20 protein-coding genes are annotated in these 21,794 nt (G+C 72.1%); 18 read left to right on the forward strand and 2 right to left on the reverse strand.

All coding sequences use genetic code 11. The annotated features are described in order from the left end of the window. Nucleotide 1: 1 nt before the first annotated feature. The 5 genes from ACFY93_RS04220 to rpsD all read left to right on the forward strand — a co-directional run bounded on the left by ACFY93_RS04220 (nt 2) and on the right by rpsD (nt 5,292). Entirely contained in the window at nt 2-718 is a 717-nt protein-coding gene (locus ACFY93_RS04220; protein ID WP_391353404.1) for an MBL fold metallo-hydrolase, read from the forward strand. An 11-nt stretch (nt 719-729) separates the two neighbouring features. Further along, a complete protein-coding gene (gene hisS / locus ACFY93_RS04225) occupies nt 730-1,992 on the forward strand; it encodes a histidine--tRNA ligase (RefSeq protein WP_391353406.1) in 1,263 nt (420 codons plus the stop codon). A gap of 259 nt (nt 1,993-2,251) precedes the next feature. Then, nucleotides 2,252-2,902, forward strand: a complete 651-nt coding sequence (locus ACFY93_RS04230) for a vitamin K epoxide reductase family protein (protein ID WP_391353408.1) — start codon at nt 2,252-2,254, stop codon at nt 2,900-2,902. Between the two features lie 92 nt (nt 2,903-2,994). Beyond that, on the forward strand, nt 2,995-4,350 hold the full coding sequence (locus ACFY93_RS04235) for an AAA family ATPase (RefSeq protein ID WP_391353410.1): 1,356 nt from the start codon (nt 2,995-2,997) through the stop codon (nt 4,348-4,350). Between the two features lie 327 nt (nt 4,351-4,677). Continuing rightward, nucleotides 4,678-5,292, forward strand: coding sequence for a 30S ribosomal protein S4 (rpsD, locus tag ACFY93_RS04240; protein ID WP_391353412.1), 615 nt, complete (start codon nt 4,678-4,680; stop codon nt 5,290-5,292). 33 nt (nt 5,293-5,325) lie between these two features. Here the strand turns inward: rpsD and ACFY93_RS04245 are convergent, their stop codons facing one another. After that, entirely contained in the window at nt 5,326-7,506 is a 2,181-nt protein-coding gene (locus tag ACFY93_RS04245; RefSeq protein WP_391353414.1) for an ATP-binding protein, read from the reverse strand. Between the two features lie 126 nt (nt 7,507-7,632). Here ACFY93_RS04245 and ACFY93_RS04250 point away from each other — a divergent pair, with 126 nt between their 5' ends. The 13 genes from ACFY93_RS04250 to nusB all read left to right on the forward strand — a co-directional run bounded on the left by ACFY93_RS04250 (nt 7,633) and on the right by nusB (nt 20,865). Then, nucleotides 7,633-8,109, forward strand: coding sequence for a DUF948 domain-containing protein (locus ACFY93_RS04250; RefSeq protein WP_391353415.1), 477 nt, complete (start codon nt 7,633-7,635; stop codon nt 8,107-8,109). A 7-nt stretch (nt 8,110-8,116) separates the two neighbouring features. After that, nucleotides 8,117-8,485 (forward strand): DUF6167 family protein, encoded by a 369-nt coding sequence (locus ACFY93_RS04255; protein WP_391353416.1) that lies wholly within the window; start codon nt 8,117-8,119, stop codon nt 8,483-8,485. Continuing rightward, nucleotides 8,485-11,157 (forward strand): alanine--tRNA ligase, encoded by a 2,673-nt coding sequence (alaS, locus tag ACFY93_RS04260; protein WP_391353418.1) that lies wholly within the window; start codon nt 8,485-8,487, stop codon nt 11,155-11,157. The genes ACFY93_RS04255 and alaS overlap by 1 nt, the downstream gene beginning before the upstream one ends. Further along, complete coding sequence (ruvX, locus tag ACFY93_RS04265; protein ID WP_391353419.1) at nt 11,157-11,621, forward strand: Holliday junction resolvase RuvX; 465 nt, start codon at nt 11,157-11,159, stop codon at nt 11,619-11,621. Before alaS ends, ruvX begins: the two co-directional genes overlap by 1 nt. A 123-nt stretch (nt 11,622-11,744) precedes the next feature. After that, entirely contained in the window at nt 11,745-13,640 is a 1,896-nt protein-coding gene (mltG, locus tag ACFY93_RS04270; protein ID WP_391353421.1) for an endolytic transglycosylase MltG, read from the forward strand. Then, a complete protein-coding gene (locus ACFY93_RS04275) occupies nt 13,637-14,473 on the forward strand; it encodes a shikimate dehydrogenase (RefSeq protein WP_391353422.1) in 837 nt (278 codons plus the stop codon). The genes mltG and ACFY93_RS04275 overlap by 4 nt, the downstream gene beginning before the upstream one ends. A gap of 187 nt (nt 14,474-14,660) precedes the next feature. After that, entirely contained in the window at nt 14,661-15,845 is a 1,185-nt protein-coding gene (aroC, locus tag ACFY93_RS04280) for a chorismate synthase (RefSeq protein WP_391353424.1), read from the forward strand. Beyond that, nucleotides 15,842-16,357, forward strand: a complete 516-nt coding sequence (locus ACFY93_RS04285; RefSeq protein ID WP_391353426.1) for a shikimate kinase — start codon at nt 15,842-15,844, stop codon at nt 16,355-16,357. The genes aroC and ACFY93_RS04285 overlap by 4 nt, the downstream gene beginning before the upstream one ends. Then, nucleotides 16,354-17,457, forward strand: coding sequence for a 3-dehydroquinate synthase (aroB, locus tag ACFY93_RS04290; RefSeq protein WP_391353428.1), 1,104 nt, complete (start codon nt 16,354-16,356; stop codon nt 17,455-17,457). Before ACFY93_RS04285 ends, aroB begins: the two co-directional genes overlap by 4 nt. A 163-nt stretch (nt 17,458-17,620) precedes the next feature. Next, entirely contained in the window at nt 17,621-18,559 is a 939-nt protein-coding gene (locus ACFY93_RS04295; RefSeq protein ID WP_391353429.1) for a Pro-rich N-terminal domain-containing protein, read from the forward strand. A gap of 135 nt (nt 18,560-18,694) precedes the next feature. Then, on the forward strand, nt 18,695-19,801 hold the full coding sequence (locus ACFY93_RS04300; RefSeq protein WP_391353431.1) for a M24 family metallopeptidase: 1,107 nt from the start codon (nt 18,695-18,697) through the stop codon (nt 19,799-19,801). A gap of 60 nt (nt 19,802-19,861) precedes the next feature. Then, nucleotides 19,862-20,428: an elongation factor P gene (gene efp, locus ACFY93_RS04305; RefSeq protein WP_391353433.1), complete on the forward strand. Its 567-nt coding sequence runs from the start codon at nt 19,862-19,864 to the stop codon at nt 20,426-20,428. 2 nt (nt 20,429-20,430) lie between these two features. Further along, nucleotides 20,431-20,865 carry a transcription antitermination factor NusB gene (gene nusB / locus ACFY93_RS04310; RefSeq protein ID WP_391353435.1) on the forward strand — a complete coding sequence of 145 codons (435 nt, stop codon included), beginning with the start codon at nt 20,431-20,433 and terminating at the stop codon, nt 20,863-20,865. A 194-nt stretch (nt 20,866-21,059) separates the two neighbouring features. Here the strand turns inward: nusB and bldD are convergent, their stop codons facing one another. After that, nucleotides 21,060-21,560, reverse strand: a complete 501-nt coding sequence (gene bldD, locus ACFY93_RS04315; RefSeq protein ID WP_391353437.1) for a transcriptional regulator BldD — start codon at nt 21,558-21,560, stop codon at nt 21,060-21,062. Nucleotides 21,561-21,794 lie beyond the last annotated feature (234 nt).

Below are 21,794 nucleotides of genomic sequence, written 5' to 3' on the forward strand. Positions count from 1 at the left end.
CGTGCTCATTGCCGGGTTCCCCGCCGGGGCCTGGGGGACCAACTGTTACCTGGTCGCCCCCGCCGCCGGTGAGGAGTGCGTGATCATCGACCCGGGCCACCAGGCCGCCCAGGGAGTCGCGGACGCACTCGAGAAGCATCGGCTGAAGCCCGTCGCGGTCGTCCTCACCCACGGCCACATCGACCACGTCGCCTCGGTCGTCCCGGTCTGCGGAGCGCATGACGTACCGGCCTGGATCCACCCCGACGACCGGTACATGATGAGCGACCCGGAGAAGGCGCTCGGCCGTGCCATCGGGATGCCGCTGATGGGCGAACTGACCGTGGGGGAGCCGGACGACGTGAGGGAACTCGCGGACGGCGCGCGGCTGGAGCTCGCCGGCCTCGACTTCTCCGTCGCGCACGCGCCCGGCCATACCAAGGGGTCGGTGACGTTCCGGTTGCCCGAGAGAGCGGACATCCCGTCCGTGTTCTTCTCCGGTGACCTGCTCTTCGCCGGCTCCATCGGACGCACCGACCTGCCCGGCGGCTCCCACGCCGAGATCCTCGACTCGCTGGGCCGCGTGTGCCTGCCTCTCGACGACTCGACCGTGGTGCTGTCCGGCCACGGCCCCCAGACGACCATCGGCCAGGAGCGCGCCACCAACCCGTATCTGCGGCAGGTGGCGGCGGGCCGGCCGGAGCGCGGCGCCGAGCCCGCTCCCCGACGAGGAATGTGACGAGACCTTCCGTGAGCACCTTCAAGGCCCCCAAGGGCACGTACGACCTGCTGCCGCCCGACTCCGCCACGTTCCTGGCGGTCCGCGAGGCGATCGCCGCCCCGCTGCGCAACTCCGGCTACGGCTACATCGAGACGCCCGGTTTCGAGAACGTCGAGCTGTTCGCGCGCGGTGTCGGTGAGTCCACCGACATCGTGACCAAGGAGATGTACGCCTTCGAGACCAAGGGCGGCGACCGGCTCGCCCTGCGCCCGGAGGGCACCGCCTCGGTTCTGCGCGCCGCGCTGGAGGCCAATCTGCACAAGGCGGGCAACCTTCCCGTCAAGCTCTGGTACTCGGGTTCCTACTACCGCTACGAGCGTCCCCAGAAGGGCCGTTACCGCCACTTCTCGCAGGTCGGAGCCGAGGCGATCGGAGCCGAGGACCCGGCCCTGGACGCCGAGCTGATCATCCTGGCCGACCAGGCGTACCGCGCACTGGGCCTGCGGAACTTCCGCATCCTGCTCAACAGCCTGGGCGACAAGGAGTGCCGCCCCGTCTACCGCGCCGCGCTCCAGGCCTTCCTGCGCGGCCTGGAGCTGGACGAGGAGACGCTGCGCCGCGCGGAGATCAACCCGCTGCGCGTCCTGGACGACAAGCGCCCGGACGTGCAGAAGCAGCTCACCGGCGCCCCGCTGCTGCGCGACTACCTGTGCGACGCCTGCAAGGCGTACCACGAGGAGGTGCGCGAGCTGATCACGGCGGCGGGTGTGGTCTTCGAGGACGACCCGAAGCTGGTGCGCGGCCTGGACTACTACACGCGCACCACCTTCGAGTTCGTCCACGACGGCCTCGGATCGCAGTCGGCGGTGGGCGGCGGCGGCCGCTACGACGGCCTGTCCGAGATGATCGGCGGCCCCTCCCTGCCGTCGGTCGGCTGGGCCCTCGGCGTCGACCGCACCGTCCTCGCCCTGGAGGCGGAGGGCATCGTGCTGGACATCCCGTCCCTCACCTCGGTCTTCGCCGTCCCCCTCGGCGAGGAGGCACGCCGGATCCTCTTCTCCAAGGTCACCGAGCTGCGCAAGAACGGCGTCGCCGCCGACTTCTCCTACGGCGGCAAGGGCCTGAAGGCCGCGATGAAGGCGGCCAACCGCTCGGGCGCGCGCTACGCCCTCGTCGCCGGCGAGCGCGACCTCGCCGAGGGCGTCGTCCAGCTCAAGGACATGGAGTCCGGGGAGCAGACGGCCGTCAAGGTCAGCGAGATCGTGGCGGAACTCGAGGCCCGGCTGGGCTGAGGCCCGCCGCCGGCCGGAGCCGGTGCGCCGTCAACCCGGCGGCCACCGGTTCCCTCTCCGCCACCCTGTCCGGTCCTCCCGGCCGGGCGCGCCCCGCACGCACGCGTGCACGGCGCCGGACCACCCGCCGGGCCCGGCCGAAACCGAACGTTCCACGGCCCGCACCCGTACTTCCTTATGCGCAGCGAACGGTGAAGACGCGCACGCGTGCGGCACAATGTCCGTGCCCACCGGCCCCTCGAAGCTACGGAACGGCGTGATGAGCAAGACGACAGTCAGGGAAGGCGTCTCCACCGGCCCCGAGCGGCACGGCGGCCCCCGCACGGCGGGCGGCAGCCGCGCCTTCGCGCTGCTGCTGGTGATCACCGGCGCGGCCGGACTGCTCGCCGCGTGGGTCATCACGATCGACAAGCAGAAGCTCCTCGAGGCCAAGGTCGCGGGCACCACGTTCACCCCGGGCTGCAGCCTCAACCCCGTCGTCTCCTGCGGCAGCGTCATGGAGAGCGACCAGGCCGCCGTCTTCGGCTTCCCGAACCCGATGCTCGGTCTCGTCGCCTACGGCATCGTGATCTGCGTCGGCATGAGCCTGCTCGCCCGCGCCACCTTCCCCCGCTGGTACTGGCTGACCTTCAACGCGGGCACGCTGTTCGGCGTCGGCTTCGTCACCTGGCTGCAGTTCCAGTCGCTGTACCGGATCAACGCGCTGTGCCTGTGGTGCTCGCTGGCCTGGGTCGCCACCATCCTGATGTTCTGGTACGTCACCTCGTTCAACGTGCGCAACGACTTCCTGCCCGCGCCCCGCTGGCTGAAGGGCTTCTTCGGCGAGTTCACGTGGGTCGTGCCGGTCCTGCACATCGGCATCATCGGCATGCTGGTCCTGACCCGCTGGTGGGAGTTCTGGACCAGCTGACGGACCTCCCCGTCCCTGCCGGACAGCGCCGCCGGCCCCCGCGGATCCGGGGGCCGGCGGCGCTGTCGGTGGGGTGACATAGGGTTTCCAGAGTGGAGCCCGACCTTTTCACCGCCGCCGCCGAAGACCGCCAGGAGAAGGATCCGTCCAGCAGCCCCCTGGCGGTCCGGATGCGCCCGCGCACCCTCGACGAGGTCGTGGGCCAGCAGCACCTGTTGAAGCCGGGCTCCCCGCTGCGCAGACTGGTCGGCGAGGGCGCCGGCGGCCCGGCCGGACCCTCCTCCGTCCTCCTGTGGGGCCCGCCCGGCACCGGGAAGACGACCCTCGCGTACGTGGTCTCCAAGGCCACCGACAAGCGCTTCGTGGAGCTCTCCGCGATCACCGCCGGGGTCAAGGAGGTCCGGGCGGTCATCGAAGGTGCCCGCCGGGCCACCGGCGGCTTCGGCAAGGAAACCGTCCTCTTCCTCGACGAGATCCACCGCTTCAGCAAGGCCCAGCAGGACTCCCTGCTCCCGGCCGTCGAGAACCGCTGGGTGACACTGATCGCCGCGACCACGGAGAACCCGTACTTCTCGGTGATCTCCCCGCTGCTCTCCCGCTCCCTGCTCCTGACCCTCGAACCGCTCACCGACGACGACCTGCGCGGACTGCTGCGCAGGGCCCTCACCGACGAGCGCGGCCTCGTCGGCGCCGTCACCCTCCCCGAGGACACCGAGGCGCACCTGCTGCGCATCGCGGGCGGGGACGCCCGCCGCGCCCTCACCGCGCTGGAGGCGGCCGCCGGATCGGCGCTCGACAAGGGCGAGCGCGAGGTGACCCTGTCGACCCTGGAGGAGACCGTCGACCGGGCCGCCGTGAAGTACGACCGCGACGGCGACCAGCACTACGACGTGGCGAGCGCCCTGATCAAGTCGATCCGCGGCTCGGACGTGGACGCCGCCCTGCACTACCTGGCGCGGATGATCGAGGCCGGCGAGGACCCCCGGTTCATCGCCCGCCGCCTGATGATCTCCGCCAGCGAGGACATCGGCCTCGCCGATCCGAACGCCCTGCCCCTCGCGGTCGCCGCCGCCCAGGCCGTCGCGATGATCGGCTTCCCCGAGGCCGCGCTCACCCTCAGCCACACCACCATCGCCCTGGCCCTGGCCCCCAAGTCGAACGCCGCGACCACCGCGATCGGCGCCGCCCTGGAGGACGTGCGCAAGGGGCACGCGGGCCCGGTCCCCGCGCACCTGCGCGACGGTCACTACAAGGGCGCCGCCAAGCTCGGCCACGCCCAGGGGTACGTGTACCCCCACGACCTGCCCGAGGGGATCGCCGCCCAGCAGTACGCCCCCGACGGGCTGAAGGACCGCTCGTACTACGAGCCCACCCGGCACGGCGCGGAGGCGCGCTACGCGGACGCCGTGGAGTGGACCCGCACGCACCTCGGTCGAGGGCGGTCCTGACCACCCTGTAGCATGGCTCGGAGCGCTGCGTCCCGTGTCCGGCTCCGGTCGGCACCACCAGAACGGGACATCCAGCCGGAACCCCGCCTCCTCGGGGGGATTCCAGGAGCGTCGCGCACCGTCGAAGGTGTCGCGGGCAGCCCACCACCACCCGGTTCCCGGGACGGTCGGTGGGCCACTCGCGTGCTGCACGTATGTGCCCAGACCAGGGAGCGGCTGCCCGCCTAGTCCGCAAGGACGGCCCGGCGGGTTTCCCCGGCTGCGGATGCGACCTCCCCTAACCCTGGTGAAGCCGTATTCACATCAGAAACACGAGGTGTTTGGTTCATGGCGAACCAGTCCCGCCCCAAGGTCAAGAAGTCGCGTGCCCTCGGCATCGCGCTGACCCCGAAGGCCGTCAAGTACTTCGAGGCCCGCCCCTACCCGCCGGGCGAGCACGGCCGCGGCCGCAAGCAGAACTCGGACTACAAGGTCCGTCTGCTCGAGAAGCAGCGTCTGCGCGCGCAGTACGACGTGTCCGAGCGCCAGCTCGTCCGCGCCTACGAGCGTGCCGCCAAGACGCAGGGCAAGACCGGTGAGGCCCTGGTCATCGAGCTGGAGCGTCGTCTCGACGCCCTGGTTCTGCGTTCGGGCATCGCCCGCACGATCTACCAGGCCCGCCAGATGGTCGTCCACGGCCACATCGAGGTCAACGGCCAGAAGGTCGACAAGCCGTCCTTCCGCGTCAAGCCCGACGACGTCGTGATGGTCCGCGAGCGCAGCCGCGAGAAGCCGCTGTTCCAGGTCGCCCGCGAGGGTGGCTTCGCCCCCGACGGCGAGACCCCGCGCTACCTCCAGGTGAACCTCCGCGCCCTGGCCTTCCGCCTGGACCGCGAGCCGAACCGCAAGGAGATCCCGGTGATCTGCGACGAGCAGCTCGTCGTCGAGTACTACGCCCGCTGATCACTCGGCGGACGCGGTACCACCACGCGCACGTCAGCCCGTCGTCTCCCCGCCCTTCCGGGCGGGCGAGACGGCGGGCTGCCGCGTTTGCGGGCCCGCGCCGGGGTGCGGCTCCCGCGCCGCCGGCAGCGTGGGAGCCGCGGCCGCGCGGTCGCGCCGCAGGGCCCGCTCCACCGCCGCGTCCCGGCCGAGCCGCGCCCCCGCCCGCACGCACTCCTCGTACCGCGCGTCGCCCAGCCGCTCGCGTGCCGTCGCCTCGCACAGCTCGTGCGGCCGCCCGTAGTGCACCGAGCCGAACAGCGGCAGGCCCACCGACGGCCACATGCCGGCCGCGGCGCCCTGCAGCACGGAGGCCTCCGCCGGATCGCCCTCGGCGGCGGTGACCACGGCCAGCAGTTCGATCGTCAGGACGGTGCCCAGCAGGTCCCGGAAGGCGTGCCCGACGGCCAGGCACTCCTCCAGGAGCTCCCGGGCCCGCGCCGGATCGCCGTCCGTCCACGCCTCGTACGCCAGGACGTACAGCGCGTACGTGAGGACCCAGCGCTCCCCGTGGTCCTCGCAGACCCGGCGGACGTCCTCGCACAGCCGCACCGCGCCCGGCAGGTCGCCCTGGAACGCCAGCGCCATCGCCAGTTCGACCTGGGCCATCAGCACGTTGCCGTTGAGCTCGCCGATCTCCCGGTAGCGCGCGAGCGCCGAGGCGAGCAGTGTCTCGGCGCGCGGCATGTCGTCCGTGACCAGCGCCAGGCACCCGGTGCGGTGCTCGGCGTACGCGGCCGCCGTCGCGTCACCGGTGCGCTCGGCCGCCTCGCGGCACTCGTGCAGCACCGCGAGGGCCCGTACCCGGTCGCCCTGCAGCGTCGCGACATGGCCGAGCACCCACAGCGCCTTCAGCCGGGACCGCTCGTGCGCCGCCTCCCCCGGGCAGGGCTCGACGCAGCGGTCCAGCCAGTACCGGCCCTCCGACAGCCGGCCGCAGCCCACCCAGCAGAACCACAGGCTGCCCGCCAGGTACTGGCCCAGATACGTTTCGCCGGGTTCGACCAGGCAGTACTCCAGGGCCCGCCGCAGATTCGGGAGCTCCGCCTCCACCCGCGCCGCGATCTCCCGCTGCCTCGGCGAGAACCACTCCAGCTCGCACCAGGTGGCCAGCCCCAGGTACCAGTCCCGGTGCCGGCGGCGCAGCCGTGCCCCGTCGCCCGCCGCCTCCAGCCACTCGGCGCCGTACTCCCGGACGGTGTCCAGCATCCGGTAGCGCACCCCCGCCGGCGTCTCCTCGCGGGTGATCACGGACTGGGCCAGCAGTTCACCGAGCACGTCGAGGACCTCGTCGGCGCCCACCCCGTCACCGGCGCACAGGTACTCGGCCGCCTCCAGGTCGAACTGGCCGGCGAACACCGAGAGGCGCGCCCAGAGCAGCCGCTCCCGCGGGGTGCACAGCTCGTGGCTCCAGCCGATCGCCGTCCGCAGCGTCCGGTGCCGCGGCAGGGCGTCACGCACCCCGCCGGTCAGCAGCCGGAACCGGTCGTCGAGCCGGGACAGCAGCTGCGCGGGCGCCAGGGCCCGCAACCGTCCGGCTGCCAGCTCGACCGCGAGCGGGATCCCGTCGAGACGCCGGCACAGCTCCAGGACGTCCCGCCGGTTGCCGTCGTCCACCGCGAAGCCGCGCACCGCGGCGGCCGCCCGGTCCGCGAACAGCTCCACCGCCTCCTCGTCGGTCAGCGGCGGGAGCGGGAACAGCCGCTCGCCCCGGACGTCCAGTGGCCGGCGGCCCACGGCGAGCACCCGCAGCCCCGGCGCCGCGCGCAGCAGCTCGCCGACGAGCGGGGCGCACACCTCCACGAGATGTTCGAACCCGTCGAGCACCAGAAGGAGTTCGCGTCCGGCGAGATGGCCGAGGACGACCTCGCGCGGTGGCCGCGAGGTGTGGTCCGTCAGCCCCAGCGCCTCGACGACCGCGTGGTCGACGAGATCCGGGTCGCGCACCGGCGCCAGGTCCACCCACCGGACGCCGTCGCCGGTGTGCGCCCGCGCCGCGGCACGCGCGGCGAACCGCGACTTGCCGACGCCGCCGACACCGGTCACCGTCACCAGACGCGACACACCGAGCGCCCCGGTCAGCTCGGCCAGTTCGGCGGATCGGCCCACGAAGGCGTTGAGCTCCGGGTGCGGATCGCCCGGGATCGCGTCGCCGTGGCGCGTAGAACGTCGCATGGGATACGGAGCGTACTGATCCATAAGCATTCCGTACAACCGGACCCGGTGGCGCGGTGGCGGGCCGGCGTCAATGCGGTACGGAGCGGCGGCCCCGGCGCGATAGGCTCGGTGGACGACTTTTCGATGTTGAGGCACGTATCAGGGAGCGGGTGCACAGTGTCCGGTGGCGAGGTGGCCGGGATCCTGGTGGCCGTCTTCTGGGCGATCCTGGTCTCCTTCCTCGCCGTCGCTCTGGCGGGGCTGGCCCAGACGCTCAGGGCGACCACCAAGCTCGTGGCGGATGTGACCGACCAGGCCGTCCCGTTGCTGGCCGACGCCACGGACGCGGTGCGCTCCGCGCAGACCCAGATCGACCGGGTGGACGCCATCGCGTCCGACGTCCAGGAGGTCACGTCGAACGCGTCGGCGCTCTCGACGACCGTCGCCTCCACGTTCGGCGGCCCGCTGGTGAAGGTGGCCGCTTTCGGCTACGGCGTCCGCCGGGCCATCGGAAGCCGTCGTGACCAGGGCCAGAGCGCGCCCGCCGGCAAGGCCCGGCGTACCGTGATCGTGGGCCGCACCGTCCCGTCGGCACGGCGGGGAAAGCGGAAGAAGGACTGACGCAGCGATGTTCCGCCGTACGTTCTGGTTCACCGCGGGCGCAGCCGCCGGTGTGTGGGCCACCACCAAGGTCAACCGCAAGCTCAGGCAGCTGACGCCCGAGAGCCTCGCCGCCCAGGCCGCGAACAAGGCGCTGGAGACGGGCCACCGGCTCAAGGACTTCGCGCTCGACGTCCGCGACGGCATGGTCCGGCGCGAGGCCGAACTGGGCGAGATGCTCGGGCTGAACGCGGATACCGAACTGCCCGCACCGCGCCACGTCGCCGCCCTGGAGAACGGCGGCCACGCGCAGCACGGCACGTACCAGAAGCACAGCAAGAACCCGACGTACGTCGAGAGGTCGACGTACTCGTACAACCGGAATGAGGACCACTGATGGAGTCGGCCGAGATCCGCCGCCGCTGGTTGAGCTTCTACGAGGAGCGCGGTCACACCGTCGTGCCTTCGGCGTCGCTCATCGCGGACGACCCGACTCTGCTCCTGGTCCCCGCCGGCATGGTCCCCTTCAAGCCGTACTTCCTCGGCGAGGTCAAGCCGCCGTGGGCGCGCGCCACCAGCGTCCAGAAGTGCGTACGCACGCCCGACATCGAAGAGGTCGGCAAGACCACCCGCCACGGCACGTTCTTCCAGATGTGCGGCAACTTCTCCTTCGGCGACTACTTCAAGGAAGGTGCCATCACCTACGCCTGGGAGCTGCTCACCTCGCCCCAGGACAAGGGCGGTTACGGGCTCGACCCCGAGCGCCTGTGGATCACGGTCTACCTCGACGACGACGAGGCCGAGACCATCTGGCGGGAGAAGATCGGTGTCCCCGCCGAGCGCATCCAGCGCCTCGGCAAGAAGGACAACTACTGGTCCATGGGCGTCCCCGGCCCCTGCGGCCCCTGCTCCGAGATCAACTACGACCGCGGCCCCGAGTTCGGAGCCGAGGGCGGCCCGGCCGTCAACGACGAGCGCTACGTGGAGATCTGGAACCTGGTCTTCATGCAGTTCGAGCGCGGCGAGGGCGTCTCGAAGGACGACTTCGAGATCCTCGGCGAGCTGCCCAGCAAGAACATCGACACCGGTCTCGGCCTGGAACGCCTCGCGATGATCCTGCAGGGCGTGCAGAACATGTACGAGATCGACACCTCGATGGCCGTCATCAAGAAGGCCACCGAGCTGACCGGCGTCGAGTACGGCGCCGGCAAGGACTCCGACGTCTCGCTGCGCGTCGTCACCGACCACATGCGCACCGCCGTGATGCTCATCGGCGACGGCGTGAGTCCGGGCAACGAGGGCCGCGGCTACGTGCTGCGCCGCATCATGCGCCGCGCCATCCGCAACATGCGGCTGCTCGGCGCCACCGGCCCGGTCGTCAAGGACCTCGTCGGCGTCGTGATCGCCATGATGGGGCAGCAGTACCCGGAGCTGGTCACCGACCGCGGGCGCATCGAGACCGTGGCCCTCGCCGAGGAGGCCGCCTTCCTCAAGACGCTGAGGGCCGGCACCAACATCCTCGACACCGCCATCACCGACACCAAGGCCGGCGGCGGCAGCGTCCTCGCCGGCGACAAGGCCTTCCTGCTCCACGACACGTGGGGCTTCCCGATCGACCTCACCCTCGAAATGGCCGCCGAACAGGGCCTGTCCGTGGACGAGGACGGCTTCCGCCGCCTGATGAAGGAGCAGCGGGACAAGGCCAAGGCCGACGCCCGGGCCAAGAAGACCGGCCACGCCGACCTCGGCGCCTACCGCGAGATCGCCGACGCCTCCGGCGAGACCGAGTTCACCGGCTACACCGCCACCGAGGGCGAGTCGCGGATCGTCGGCATCCTCGTCGACGGCGTCTCCTCGCCCGCCGCCACCGAGGGCGACGAGGTCGAGATCGTGCTCGACCGCACCCCGTTCTACGCCGAGGGCGGCGGCCAGATCGGCGACACCGGCCGCATCAGGGTGGACACCGGTGCCGTCGTCGAGGTCCGCGACTGCCAGAAGCCGGTCCCCGGGGTCTACGTCCACAAGGGCGTCGTCCAGGTCGGCGAGGTCACGGTCGGCGCCTCGGCCCAGGCCGTCATCGACGGCCGCCGCCGCAAGGCCATCGCCCGCGCCCACTCGGCCACCCACCTCACCCACCAGGCGCTGCGCGACGCCCTCGGCCCGACGGCCGCCCAGGCCGGTTCGGAGAACCAGCCCGGCCGCTTCCGCTTCGACTTCGGCTCGCCGTCCGCCGTGCCCACGGCCGTGATGACGGACGTCGAGCAGCAGATCAACGAGGTGCTCGCCCGCGACCTGGACGTGCACGCCGAGGTCATGGGCATCGACGACGCCAAGAAGCAGGGCGCCATCGCCGAGTTCGGCGAGAAGTACGGCGAGCGCGTCCGCGTGGTCACCATCGGCGACTTCTCCAAGGAGCTGTGCGGCGGCACGCACGTCCACAACACCGCCCAGCTCGGCCTGGTGAAGCTGCTCGGCGAGTCGTCGATCGGCTCGGGCGTGCGCCGCATCGAGGCCCTGGTCGGCGTCGACGCGTACAACTTCCTGGCCCGGGAGCACACGGTCGTCGCCCAGCTCCAGGAGCTGGTCAAGGGCCGGCCGGAGGAGCTGCCGGAGAAGGTCTCCGCGATGCTCGGCAAGCTGAAGGACGCCGAGAAGGAGATCGAGCGGTTCCGTGCGGAGAAGGTCCTCCAGGCCGCCGCGGGACTCGTCGAGTCCGCCAAGGACGTCCGGGGCATCGCCCTGGTCACGGGTCAGGTGCCGGACGGCACGACCGCCGACGACCTGCGCAAGCTGGTCCTCGACGTGCGTGGCCGCATCCAGGGCGGGCGGGCCGCCGTGGTCGCCCTGTTCACGACGGTGGGCGGCAAGCCGCTGACGGTCATCGCCACCAACGAGGCCGCCCGTGAGCGCGGTCTCAAGGCCGGTGACCTGGTCCGCACGGCCGCCAAGACCCTCGGCGGCGGCGGTGGCGGCAAGCCGGACGTCGCCCAGGGCGGCGGTCAGAACGCGGCCGCCGTCGGCGACGCCGTCGGCGCCGTCGAGCGCCTCGTCGCGGAGACGGCCAAGTAGTGCGCCGCGGACGCCGGCTCGCCATCGACGTCGGGGACGCCCGGATCGGGGTCGCCTCGTGCGACCCCGACGGGATCCTCGCCACCCCGGTCGAGACGGTGCCGGGGCGCGACGTCCCCGCCGCCCGCCGCCGGCTGAAGCAGCTCGTCGACGAGTACGAGCCGATCGAGCTCGTGGTCGGCCTCCCTCGCTCCCTCAAGGGCGGCGAGGGCCCGGCCGCGGTGAAGGTCCGCGGCTTCGCGCAGGAGCTGGCCCGCGTCGTCGCGCCGGTCCCGGTGCGGCTGGTCGACGAGAGAATGACCACGGTGACGGCGAGCCAGGGCCTGCGGGCCTCGGGGGTGAAGTCCAAGAAGGGCCGATCGGTCATCGACCAGGCGGCGGCCGTGATCATCCTGCAGCAGGCGCTCGAATCCGAACGAGTGTCAGGTACAGCACCTGGCGAGGGCGTCGAAGTGGTTGTCTGATCGCGATACGGTAACGTTCCGCGCGATGCGGCGGTGTTCGAACAGCTGCCGCACAGTTCAAGAGGCGGACGGAAGCCGAGCCACCGGCACCAGCGCCCGCTGCCTCGCGGCTCTAGGGGATCGATGACTGAGTATGGCCGGGGCCAAGGCTCCGAACCGTGGCATCCGGAGGACCCGTTGTACGGGGACGGCGGATGGGCAGGACAGGCCGACGACGGCCAGTCCTCCGACGGCGGCCGGCCGCAGTACTACCCGCAGCAGCCGCAGCAGCACTACCAGGACCCGCAGGCCCAGCAGCCCCAGTCGCAGTACGGCGACTGGGGCCACGGTCAGCAGGGCGCGTACGGGCACGGACAGCAGCGGTACCCCGACCAGTCCGGCGGGCAGCAGCAGTACGGCGGCACGCCTCAGCAGCAGTACGGCGGCCAGTCCCCGCAGCAGTACGGCTCGCAGGGCGGACAGCCCTACCCGGACCAGGGCTACCCGGCGCAGGGCGGCCCGGACCAGGGCTACCCGCAGTACCACGACCAGGGGCAGGACCGGCAGCACTACCAGGGACAGCAGCCGTACCAGGGGCAGGGTCAGCAGTACGACAACGGCGGCTGGGACAACGGCGCGCACACCCAGGTCCCGTACGGCGCCGACCCCGTCGATCCCTACACGGGTCAGCCCGCCTCCTACGGGAACCAGCAGCCCGACGCCTACGGCACCCCCGGCGCGTACCCCCCGCCCGAGCCGCCCGCCCGCCGCCGCCCCGAACCGCGACCGGAACCGGAGCCGGAGCCGGAACCCGACTGGGACCCGGGTCCGGACCGGGGCGAGCACGCCTTCTTCGCGGACGGCGACAGTGACGACGGCGACGAGGACGACGAGGCCGGCAGCCGCCGGGGCCGGGGCGGCAAGGACAAGCGCGGCCGCGGTGGCGGCAAGCCGAAGAAACGTCGCAGCGGATGCGCCTGCCTCGTGGTCGGCGCCGTCTTCGCCGGCGTTCTGAGCGGAGTCGGCTACTTCGGCTACCAGTTCTACCAAAACCGTTTCGGCGACGCTCCGGACTACGCGGGCGACGGCATCTCCGAGAAGGTGTCCGTCACCATCCCGAAGGGAGCGGGCGGCTACGCCATCGGACAGGCGCTGAAGACCGAGGGCGTCGTCAAGAGCGTCGACGCGTTCGTGGCCGCGCAGGCGGCCAACGAGAACGGCGGCAAGATCCAGCCGGGCGTCTACACCCTCAACAAGAAGATGTCCGCCGCCAGCGCGGTCGAACTGATGCTCAGCCCCAAGAGCCGCAACAACCTGGTCGTCACCGAGGGCATGCGCAACGCCGTGGTGTACAAGCTGATCGACAAACGCCTCGAACTGAAGGCGGGCACGACCGGCGACATCGCCGAGAAGCAGTGGTCGAAACTCGGCCTGCCCGAGTGGGCGAACAACGACAAGGACATCAAGGACCCGCTGGAGGGATTCCTCTACCCGGCCACGTATCCGGCCGCCAAGGGCATGAAGCCCCAGGAGATCCTCAAGGACATGGTCAGGCAGGCCACGACCAAGTACGAGGAGATCGGCCTGGCGGACAAGGCCGACGACCTCAAGCTGGACAACCCGCTCCAGCTCCTCACCGTCGCGAGCCTCGTCCAGGCCGAGGGCAAGTCCAAGGACGACTTCAAGAAGGTCGCCACCGTCGTCTACAACCGCCTCAAGCCGACGAACACCGAGACGTACGGCCTGCTCGACTTCGACTCGACGGTGAACTACCTGCGCGGCGAGTCCAAGCTCGCCACGGGCTCCGTCGACGCGCTGCGCAAGATCCAGGACCCGTACAACACCTACAAGATCAAGGGACTGCCGCCCGGACCGATCGGCAACCCCGGCGACGTGGCGATCAGGGCCGCGCTCGATCCCGCCAAGGGCAACTGGTACTACTTCGTCTCCGTCAGCGAGGACAAGACGCTGTTCGCCGAGACGAACGAAGAACAGAACCGCAACCGCGAGAAGTACCTGAAAGAGCAGAACGGCCAATGAGCGGCACTGGAGACAAGCGCCGGGCCGCCGTGCTCGGCTCGCCCATCGCGCACTCCCTCTCACCGGTGCTCCACCGCGCCGCGTACCGGGAACTGGGGCTGGGCGACTGGACGTACGACCGGTTCGACGTCGACGAGGAGGCGCTGCCCGCCTTCCTGGCCGGGCTCGGCGACGAGTGGGCGGGCCTGTCCCTGACCATGCCGCTCAAGCGGGCCGTCATCCCGCTGATCGACGAGGTCAGCGAGACGGCGGGCTCGGTCGAGGCCGTCAACACAGTGGTGTTCACCGACGACGGACGGCGCCTCGGCGACAACACCGACATCCCCGGCATGGTCGCGGCCCTGCGGGAGCGCGGCATCGAACAGGTCGAGTCGGCCGCGATCCTCGGCGCCGGTGCCACCGCCTCCTCCGCCCTGGCCGCCCTGGCCCGGATCTGCACCGGCGAGGTCGTCGCCTACGTCCGCGGTGACGCCCGCGCCGCCGAGATGCGGCAGTGGGGCGAACGGCTCGGCGTCGAGGTGCGCACCGAGGACTGGGCCGACGCCGCGCGGGCACTCACCGCGCCCCTGGTCGTCTCCACCACCCCGGCCGGCGCCACGGACGCCCTGGCCGCCTCGCTGCCCGAGCGGCCCGCCACCCTGTTCGACGTCCTCTACGACCCCTGGCCCACCGAGCTGGCGGCCCGCTGGTCCGCGTACGGCGGCGCCGTGGTCGGCGGACTCGACCTGCTCCTGCACCAGGCGGTGCTCCAGGTCGAGCGGATGACCGGACGTTCCCCCGCGCCGCTCGACGCCATGCGGAAGGCGGGCGAGCACGCGCTCGCGAGCCGCTGAGCGCCCGGGACCCCCGCCGGCCCGGGCCGGCGGACGTCCGCCTGATGGACCTGCGACCGGCCGGGGACGCCGGACGTGGGAGGATCGGGGACGGCGGGCCAGGGCCGCGCACCCGGTCGCGCCGTCGCCGTACGCGAGGACACGCGTACGCAGCAGCAGTACCAGGGCGCGAGCATGAGGAGCACCGTTGAGCAGGTTGCGCTGGCTGACCGCGGGGGAGTCCCACGGACCCGCACTTGTCGCGACGCTGGAGGGCCTTCCCGCCGGCGTGCCGATCACCACGGACATGGTGGCGGACCATCTGGCCAGGCGGCGGCTGGGCTATGGACGCGGTGCCCGCATGAAGTTCGAGCGCGACGAGGTCACCTTCCTCGGCGGTGTCCGCCACGGCCTCACCCTCGGCTCCCCGGTCGCCGTCATGGTCGGCAACACCGAGTGGCCCAAGTGGGAGCAGGTCATGGCGGCGGACCCGGTCGCCCCGGAGATCCTCGCCGACCTGGCCCGTAACGCCCCGCTGACCCGGCCCCGGCCCGGCCACGCCGACCTCGCCGGAATGCAGAAGTACGGCTTCGAGGAGGCCCGGCCGATCCTGGAGCGCGCCTCCGCCCGTGAGACGGCGGCCCGGGTGGCCCTGGGCGCGGTGGCCCGGTCCTACCTGAAGGAGACGGCCGGCATCGAGATCGTCAGCCACGTCGTCGAGCTGGCCGCGGCGAAGGCGCCCTACGGCGTCCTGCCCAAGCCCTCCGACGTCGAGAGGCTGGACGCCGACCCGGTGCGCTGCCTCGACGCGGACGCCTCCGAGGCGATGGTCGCCGAGATCGACCAGGCCCACAAGGACGGCGACACCCTCGGCGGCGTGGTCGAGGTCCTGGCCTACGGGGTGCCGGTGGGCCTGGGCTCGCACGTGCACTGGGACCGGCGCCTCGACGCCCGGCTCGCGGCCGCGCTCATGGGCATCCAGGCGATCAAGGGCGTCGAGGTCGGCGACGGCTTCGGCCTCGCCCGGGTGCCCGGCTCCCAGGCACACGACGAGATCGTCACCACCGAGGACGGCGTCCGGCGCACCTCGGGCCGCTCCGGCGGCACCGAGGGCGGCCTGACCACCGGCGAACTGCTGCGGGTGCGGGCCGCGATGAAGCCGATCGCGACCGTGCCGCGGGCCCTGGCCACCATCGACGTGGCCACCGGCGAGGCCGCGAAGGCGCACCACCAGCGCTCCGACGTGTGCGCGGTCCCGGCCGCGGGCATCGTCGCCGAGGCCATGGTGGCGCTGGTCGTCGCGGACGCGGTGGCGGAGAAGTTCGGCGGCGACAGCGTCCCGGAGACCCGCCGCAACATCCGGTCGTACCTCGAGAACCTGGTCGTGCGATGAGCGCGCCGCTGGTCGTCCTGGTCGGCCCGATGGGCGTCGGCAAGTCGACGGTGGGCGCGCTGCTCGCCGAGCGGCTGGGCTGCGGCTACCGGGACACGGACGACGACATCGTGGCCGCCCGGGGCCGCGCCGTCGCCGACATCTTCGTCGACGAGGGCGAGCCGGTCTTCCGCGCCCTGGAGAAGGAGGCGGTCCGTACGGCGCTGGACGAGCACGAGGGTGTCCTCGCGCTGGGCGGCGGCGCCGTCCTCGACCCGGCGACGCGCGCGCTGCTCACCGGCCACCAGGTCGTGTACCTCTCGATGGACGTCGAGGAGGCGGTCCAGCGCACCGGCCTCAACGCGGCGCGGCCCCTGCTCGCGGTCAACCCGCGCCGCCAGTGGCGCGAGCTGATGGAGGCACGCCGCCACCTGTACACCGAAGTCGCCCGCGCGGTCGTGGCCACCGACGGCCGCACCCCCGAAGAGGTCGCCCAGGCGGTCCTCGACGCACTGGAGTTGAAGAAGGCATGACGGAGCATTACGCGCAGGCGGTGACCCGTATCCACGTGGGCGGCACGGCGGGCACCGATCCGTACGAGGTGCTGATCGGCCATCAGTTGCTGGGCGAGCTCGGCGGGCTGATCGGCGACCGGGTCAAGCGGGTCGCGGTCATCCACCCGGAGGCGCTCGCCGAGACCGGCGAGGCGCTGCGCGCCGACCTGGCCGGCCAGGGCTACGAGGCCGTGGCCATCCAGGTGCCCAACGCCGAGGAGGCCAAGACCGCCGAGGTCGCGGCCTACTGCTGGAAGGCGCTCGGCCAGTCCGGCTTCACCCGCACCGACGTCGTCGTGGGCGTCGGCGGCGGCGCGACCACGGACCTCGCCGGGTTCGTGGCGGCGACCTGGCTGCGCGGCGTGCGCTGGATCGCGATCCCCACCACGGTGCTCGGCATGGTCGACGCGGCGGTCGGCGGCAAGACCGGCATCAACACCGCCGAGGGCAAGAACCTCGTCGGGGCCTTCCACCCGCCCGCCGGGGTCCTGTGCGACCTGGCCGCGCTGGAGTCGCTGCCGGTCAACGACTACGTGTCGGGACTCGCGGAGATCATCAAGGCCGGTTTCATCGCCGACCCGGTGATCCTCGAACTCATCGAGGCGGACCCCGAGGCGGCCCGCACACCCGCCGGCCCGCACACCGCCGAACTGCTCGAACGGTCCATCAGGGTCAAGGCGGAGGTCGTCTCCGGCGACCTCAAGGAGTCCGGGCTGCGCGAGATCCTGAACTACGGGCACACGCTCGCGCACGCCATCGAGAAGAACGAGCGCTACAAGTGGCGGCACGGCGCCGCCGTCTCGGTGGGCATGCACTTCGCCGCCGAACTCGGGCGCCTGGCAGGGCGGCTGGACGACGCGACCGCGGACCGCCACCGCACCGTCCTGGAGTCCGTGGGCCTCCCGCTGCACTACCGCTACGACCAGTGGCCCAAGCTGCTGGAGAACATGAAGGTCGACAAGAAGTCCCGCGGCGACCTGCTGCGCTTCATCGTCCTCGACGGTCTGGCCAGGCCCACGGTCCTGGAGGGTCCCGACCCGGCCGTCCTGCTCGCCGCCTACGGCGAGGTGGGCGAGTAGCCCCGCCGGGTCCGCCCGCCCGACTCCGCTCGTCCCCCGGGCACTTCGCGCCGTCCCCGGCCGTTCACACAACGACGGCCGGGAACGGTACCGTTCGGTAACGCGGCGGGGCCCGACCCCGGCCGCCAGCGTCAGTCGCCTGTACGAGACGGAGTGGCACCGGATGCAGCACGCAGTGGGGGCTCCGCTGCCGCCCCATCAGCCGGGGCAGAGCCAGGCCGCCGGCTGGTCACCCGGCACGCCCCATCCCGCGGCGGGGTCGCACCACCCCGGGCCGCCGCACCCGCCGGCCGGGCCGGGCCCCGCCCCCGCCGCACCGCGGGCCCCCGGCTTCAGCGGCGCCGGGGTGCCACCCGGGACCCATCTGCCGCAGCCGCACGTGCCCCAGCCGCACCAGCCCCCGCATCTTCCGCAGGCGCCGCACCAGGGCGGCTCGTCCGTCCCCGTGCCGCCGCCTGACGGCACGGGCCATGTGCGGCTGCCGCCCGGCGGCCCGGTCGCCGTGCCGAGCCCGCCGCCCTCGGCGGGCGCGCCCGACCCGGCGTCCACGACGCTCGCGGTGCTGCTCATCGGCCCCGCGGGCGCCGGCAAGACCAGCGTCGCCAGGTACTGGGCGGAGCACCGCCGCGTGCCCACGGCCCACATCAGCCTCGACGACGTACGCGAGTGGGTGCGCTCCGGCTTCGCCGACCCGCAGTCCGGGTGGAACGACCACTCGGAGGCGCAGTACCGCCTGGCCCGCCGCACCTGCGGCTTCTCCGCGCGCAACTTCCTGGCCAACGGGATCTCCTGCATCCTCGACGACGCCGTCTTCCCGGACCGCCCGGTCGTGGGCCTCGGCGGCTGGAAGCGGCATGTCGGCCCTGGGCTGCTGCCGGTCGTGCTGCTGCCCGGCCTCGAGGTCGTCCTGGAGCGCAACGCGGAGCGCTCGGGCAACCGCAGGCTCACCGACGAGGAGGTCGCCCGCATCCACGGCCGGATGGCCGGTTGGTACGGCTCCGGGCTGCCCATCATCGACAACTCCCAGCTCGACGTGGCCGCCACCGCCCGCGTCCTGGACGAGGTCCTGGCCCGCTCGATCGCGAGCCCCCCGCCCTGGTAGCGGTGGCGGTGGCCGTAACGCGGGCGCGCGCCGCGGGCGGCCCGCGGCACCGCCCCGGCGGGTGCCGGCGGCCCCTGCCGCCCGGTCGGACCCGCTGAACCGGCGGTTTCCGGCCACCGCTCGTACGCTCGGCTCATGTCAGAGGTGTACGCGGCCCGCCGGGAGCGGCTTCGGGAACGGTGTACGGCGGGCGGGAGTGCGGCGGCACTGGTCACCCGCCCCGCCAACGTGCGGTATCTCGCGGGAGCGGCGCCCAGGAACGCCGTGCTCCTGCTCGCCGGTGACGAGGACCTGCTGCTGTGCGGGCGCCCCGTGGGCGCCGAACAGGACGAGGGCCGCCCGGACGAGGCGCTGCGGGTGCGGACCCTGTCCGGGCCGGGCGGTGACGCGGCCGTCGCGGCGGCGGACCTGGCGGTTCAGGCGGGCGCCGAGTCCCTTGCGGTCGAGGAGCACCATCTGACCGTGACCCGGCACCGCGCCATCGGTTCCGTGGTGCCCGGGCTGCGCCTGGCCGACCTGGGCGGCGCGGTCGAGCAGTTGCGGGTCACCAAGGACGAGGAGGAGATCTCCTGTCTGCGGATCGGCGCCGAGATCGCCGACCAGGCGCTGGGTGAGCTGCTGGAGTCGATCCTGGTCGGGCGGACCGAGCGCCATCTCGCCCTCGAACTGGAACGCCGCCTCGTCGACCACGGTGCCGAGGGTCCGGCCTTCGCGACCTCGGTCGGCACCGGCCCGAACTCCGGGCGGCGCGGCCACCGGGCCACCGACCGGCGGGTGGAGGAGGGCGACTTCCTCACCGTCTGCCTCGGCGCGGCCTACCGGGGCTACCGCTGCGAGATCGGCCGCACCTTCGTGATCGGCACCTCGCCCGCCGACTGGCAGATCGAGTTGTACGACCTGGTCTTCGCCGCGCAGCGGGCCGGCCGGGAAGCCCTCGTACCCGGCGCGGCCTGCCGTGACGTGGACCGCGCGGCACGCCAGGTGCTGGACTCCGCGGGGCACACGGAGGGCCTGCCGACGATGATCGGACACGGCGTCGGGCTCGAAATCGACGAGGACCCGCAGTTGGCTCCCGCCGCCATGGGTAAACTGGACGCTTGTGTGCCGGTCACCGTCGAACCGGGGGTCCACCTCCCGGGCCGGGGCGGTGTCCGGATCGATGACACGCTCGTCGTGCGCCCCGAGGCGGACGGCGGACCCGAGCTACTCACCATCACGACCAAGGAGCTGCTCGCGCTCTAGCCTTCCAGCTGTGCGCCTGCGCCGGGGTCGTCCATCGTCAGTCCAGGAGATTCCGCAACCGTGGCTTCCACGAACGACCTCAAGAACGGCCTGGTGCTCAAGCTCGACGGAGGCCAGCTCTGGTCCGTCGTCGAGTTCCAGCACGTCAAGCCCGGCAAGGGCCCGGCCTTCGTGCGCACCAAGCTCAAGAACGTGCTCTCCGGCAAGGTCGTCGACAAGACCTTCAACGCCGGCGTCAAGGTCGAGACGGCCACGATCGACAAGCGCGACATGCAGTTCTCGTACATGGACGGCGAGTACTTCGTCTTCATGGACATGGACACGTACGACCAGCTGATGGTCGACCGCAAGTCCGTCGGTGACGCCGCCAACTTCCTGATCGAGGGCTTCACCGCCACCGTCGCGCAGCACGAGGGCGAGGTGCTCTTCGTCGAGCTGCCCGCGGCCGTCGAGCTGACCATCCAGGAGACCGAGCCGGGCGTACAGGGCGACCGCTCCACGGGCGGCACCAAGCCCGCCACGCTGGAGACCGGCCACCAGATCCAGGTGCCGCTCTTCATCACCACCGGTGAGAAGATCAAGGTCGACACCCGCACCAGCGACTACCTCGGCCGGGTGAACAGCTAACCGTGGCTGCCCGCAACACGGCCCGCAAGCGCGCCTTCCAGATCCTCTTCGAGGGTGACCAGCGCGGCGTGGACGTCCTGACGGTCCTCGCGGACTGGATCCGGCATTCCCGGTCCGACACCCGGCAGCCGCCGGTGAGCGAGTACACGATGGAGCTGGTCGAGGGGTACGCCGGGAAGGCGGCCCGGATCGACGAGCTCATCGCGCAGTACGCCGTCGGGTGGACCCTGGACAGGATGCCGGTCGTCGACCGCAACATCCTGCGCCTCGGGGCCTACGAGCTGATCTGGGTCGAGCAGACCCCGGACGCCGTGGTGCTCGACGAGGCGGTGCAGCTGGCCAAGGAGTTCTCCACGGACGAGTCGCCCTCGTTCGTCAACGGTCTGCTCGGCCGGCTGAAGGAGCTCAAGCCGTCCCTGCGCCGCGACGAGGCCTAGGCCCGGCGCAGCACACGACCACCGACGCACCACCGCAACGCCGGAGGGCCCGCAGCGCACCTGCTGCGGGCCCTCCGGCGTGCGCCTCGCGGCCCCCGGCGGTCCCCGCGACGCGGAAACGCCGGAGGCGGCCGGGAACCGTGCTCCCGGCCGCCTCCGGCGGTACGTTTCTGCGCTGGGCGGGGCCCTTTGGCTCAGCCCTCGTCGTGGGTGACCGCGCGGCGCGCGTCCGCGTCGAGCACGCCCCAGCTGATCAGCTGCTCGGTGAGGACCGAGGGGGACTGGTCGTAGATGACGGCGAGCGTGCGCAGGTCGTCCTGGCGGATCGACAGCACCTTGCCGTTGTAGTCGCCGCGCTGCGACTGGATCGTCGCCGCGTACCTCTGCAGGGGGCCCGCCTTCTCGGCCGGCACGTGGGCCAGCCGCTCAAGGTCGAGGACCAGCTTCGGCGGCGGCTCGGCGGCCCCGCCCGGCGTGGTGCCCGGCAGCAGCTCCTGCACGGGGACCCCGTAGAAATCCGCCAGCTCGGCAAGACGCTGCACGGTGACGGCGCGGTCGCCGCGCTCGTACGAACCGACCACGACCGCCTTCCAGCGTCCCTGTGACTTCTCCTCGACGCCGTGGAGGGAAAGGCCCTGCTGGGTGCGGATGGCGCGGAGCTTGGCCCCGAGCTGCTTGGCGTATTCGCTGGACATATAGCTCCCCGGACGCTGTATCAACGTGCGGCTCCGCCGCGTTGCTGGTGACTCACTGTGAGGTTACGCAGCGTTACTCTCCCCCGTCAAGCCGAACGGATTTCCACCGGCCCTCCCGGGAGAGTCACCGGTCGTGGTTCCCGGGGTGGTGGTCAGGCGCGTTGCCCGGCCTGGTAGCGTGGATGGCGCAATTCCGACGTCCTTTAAGGTCCGTCCCGTGAGACGGAGAAGGAG

The sequence above is a fragment of the Streptomyces sp. NPDC008313 genome, from assembly GCF_042956125.1.
Taxonomy (GTDB): domain Bacteria; phylum Actinomycetota; class Actinomycetes; order Streptomycetales; family Streptomycetaceae; genus Streptomyces.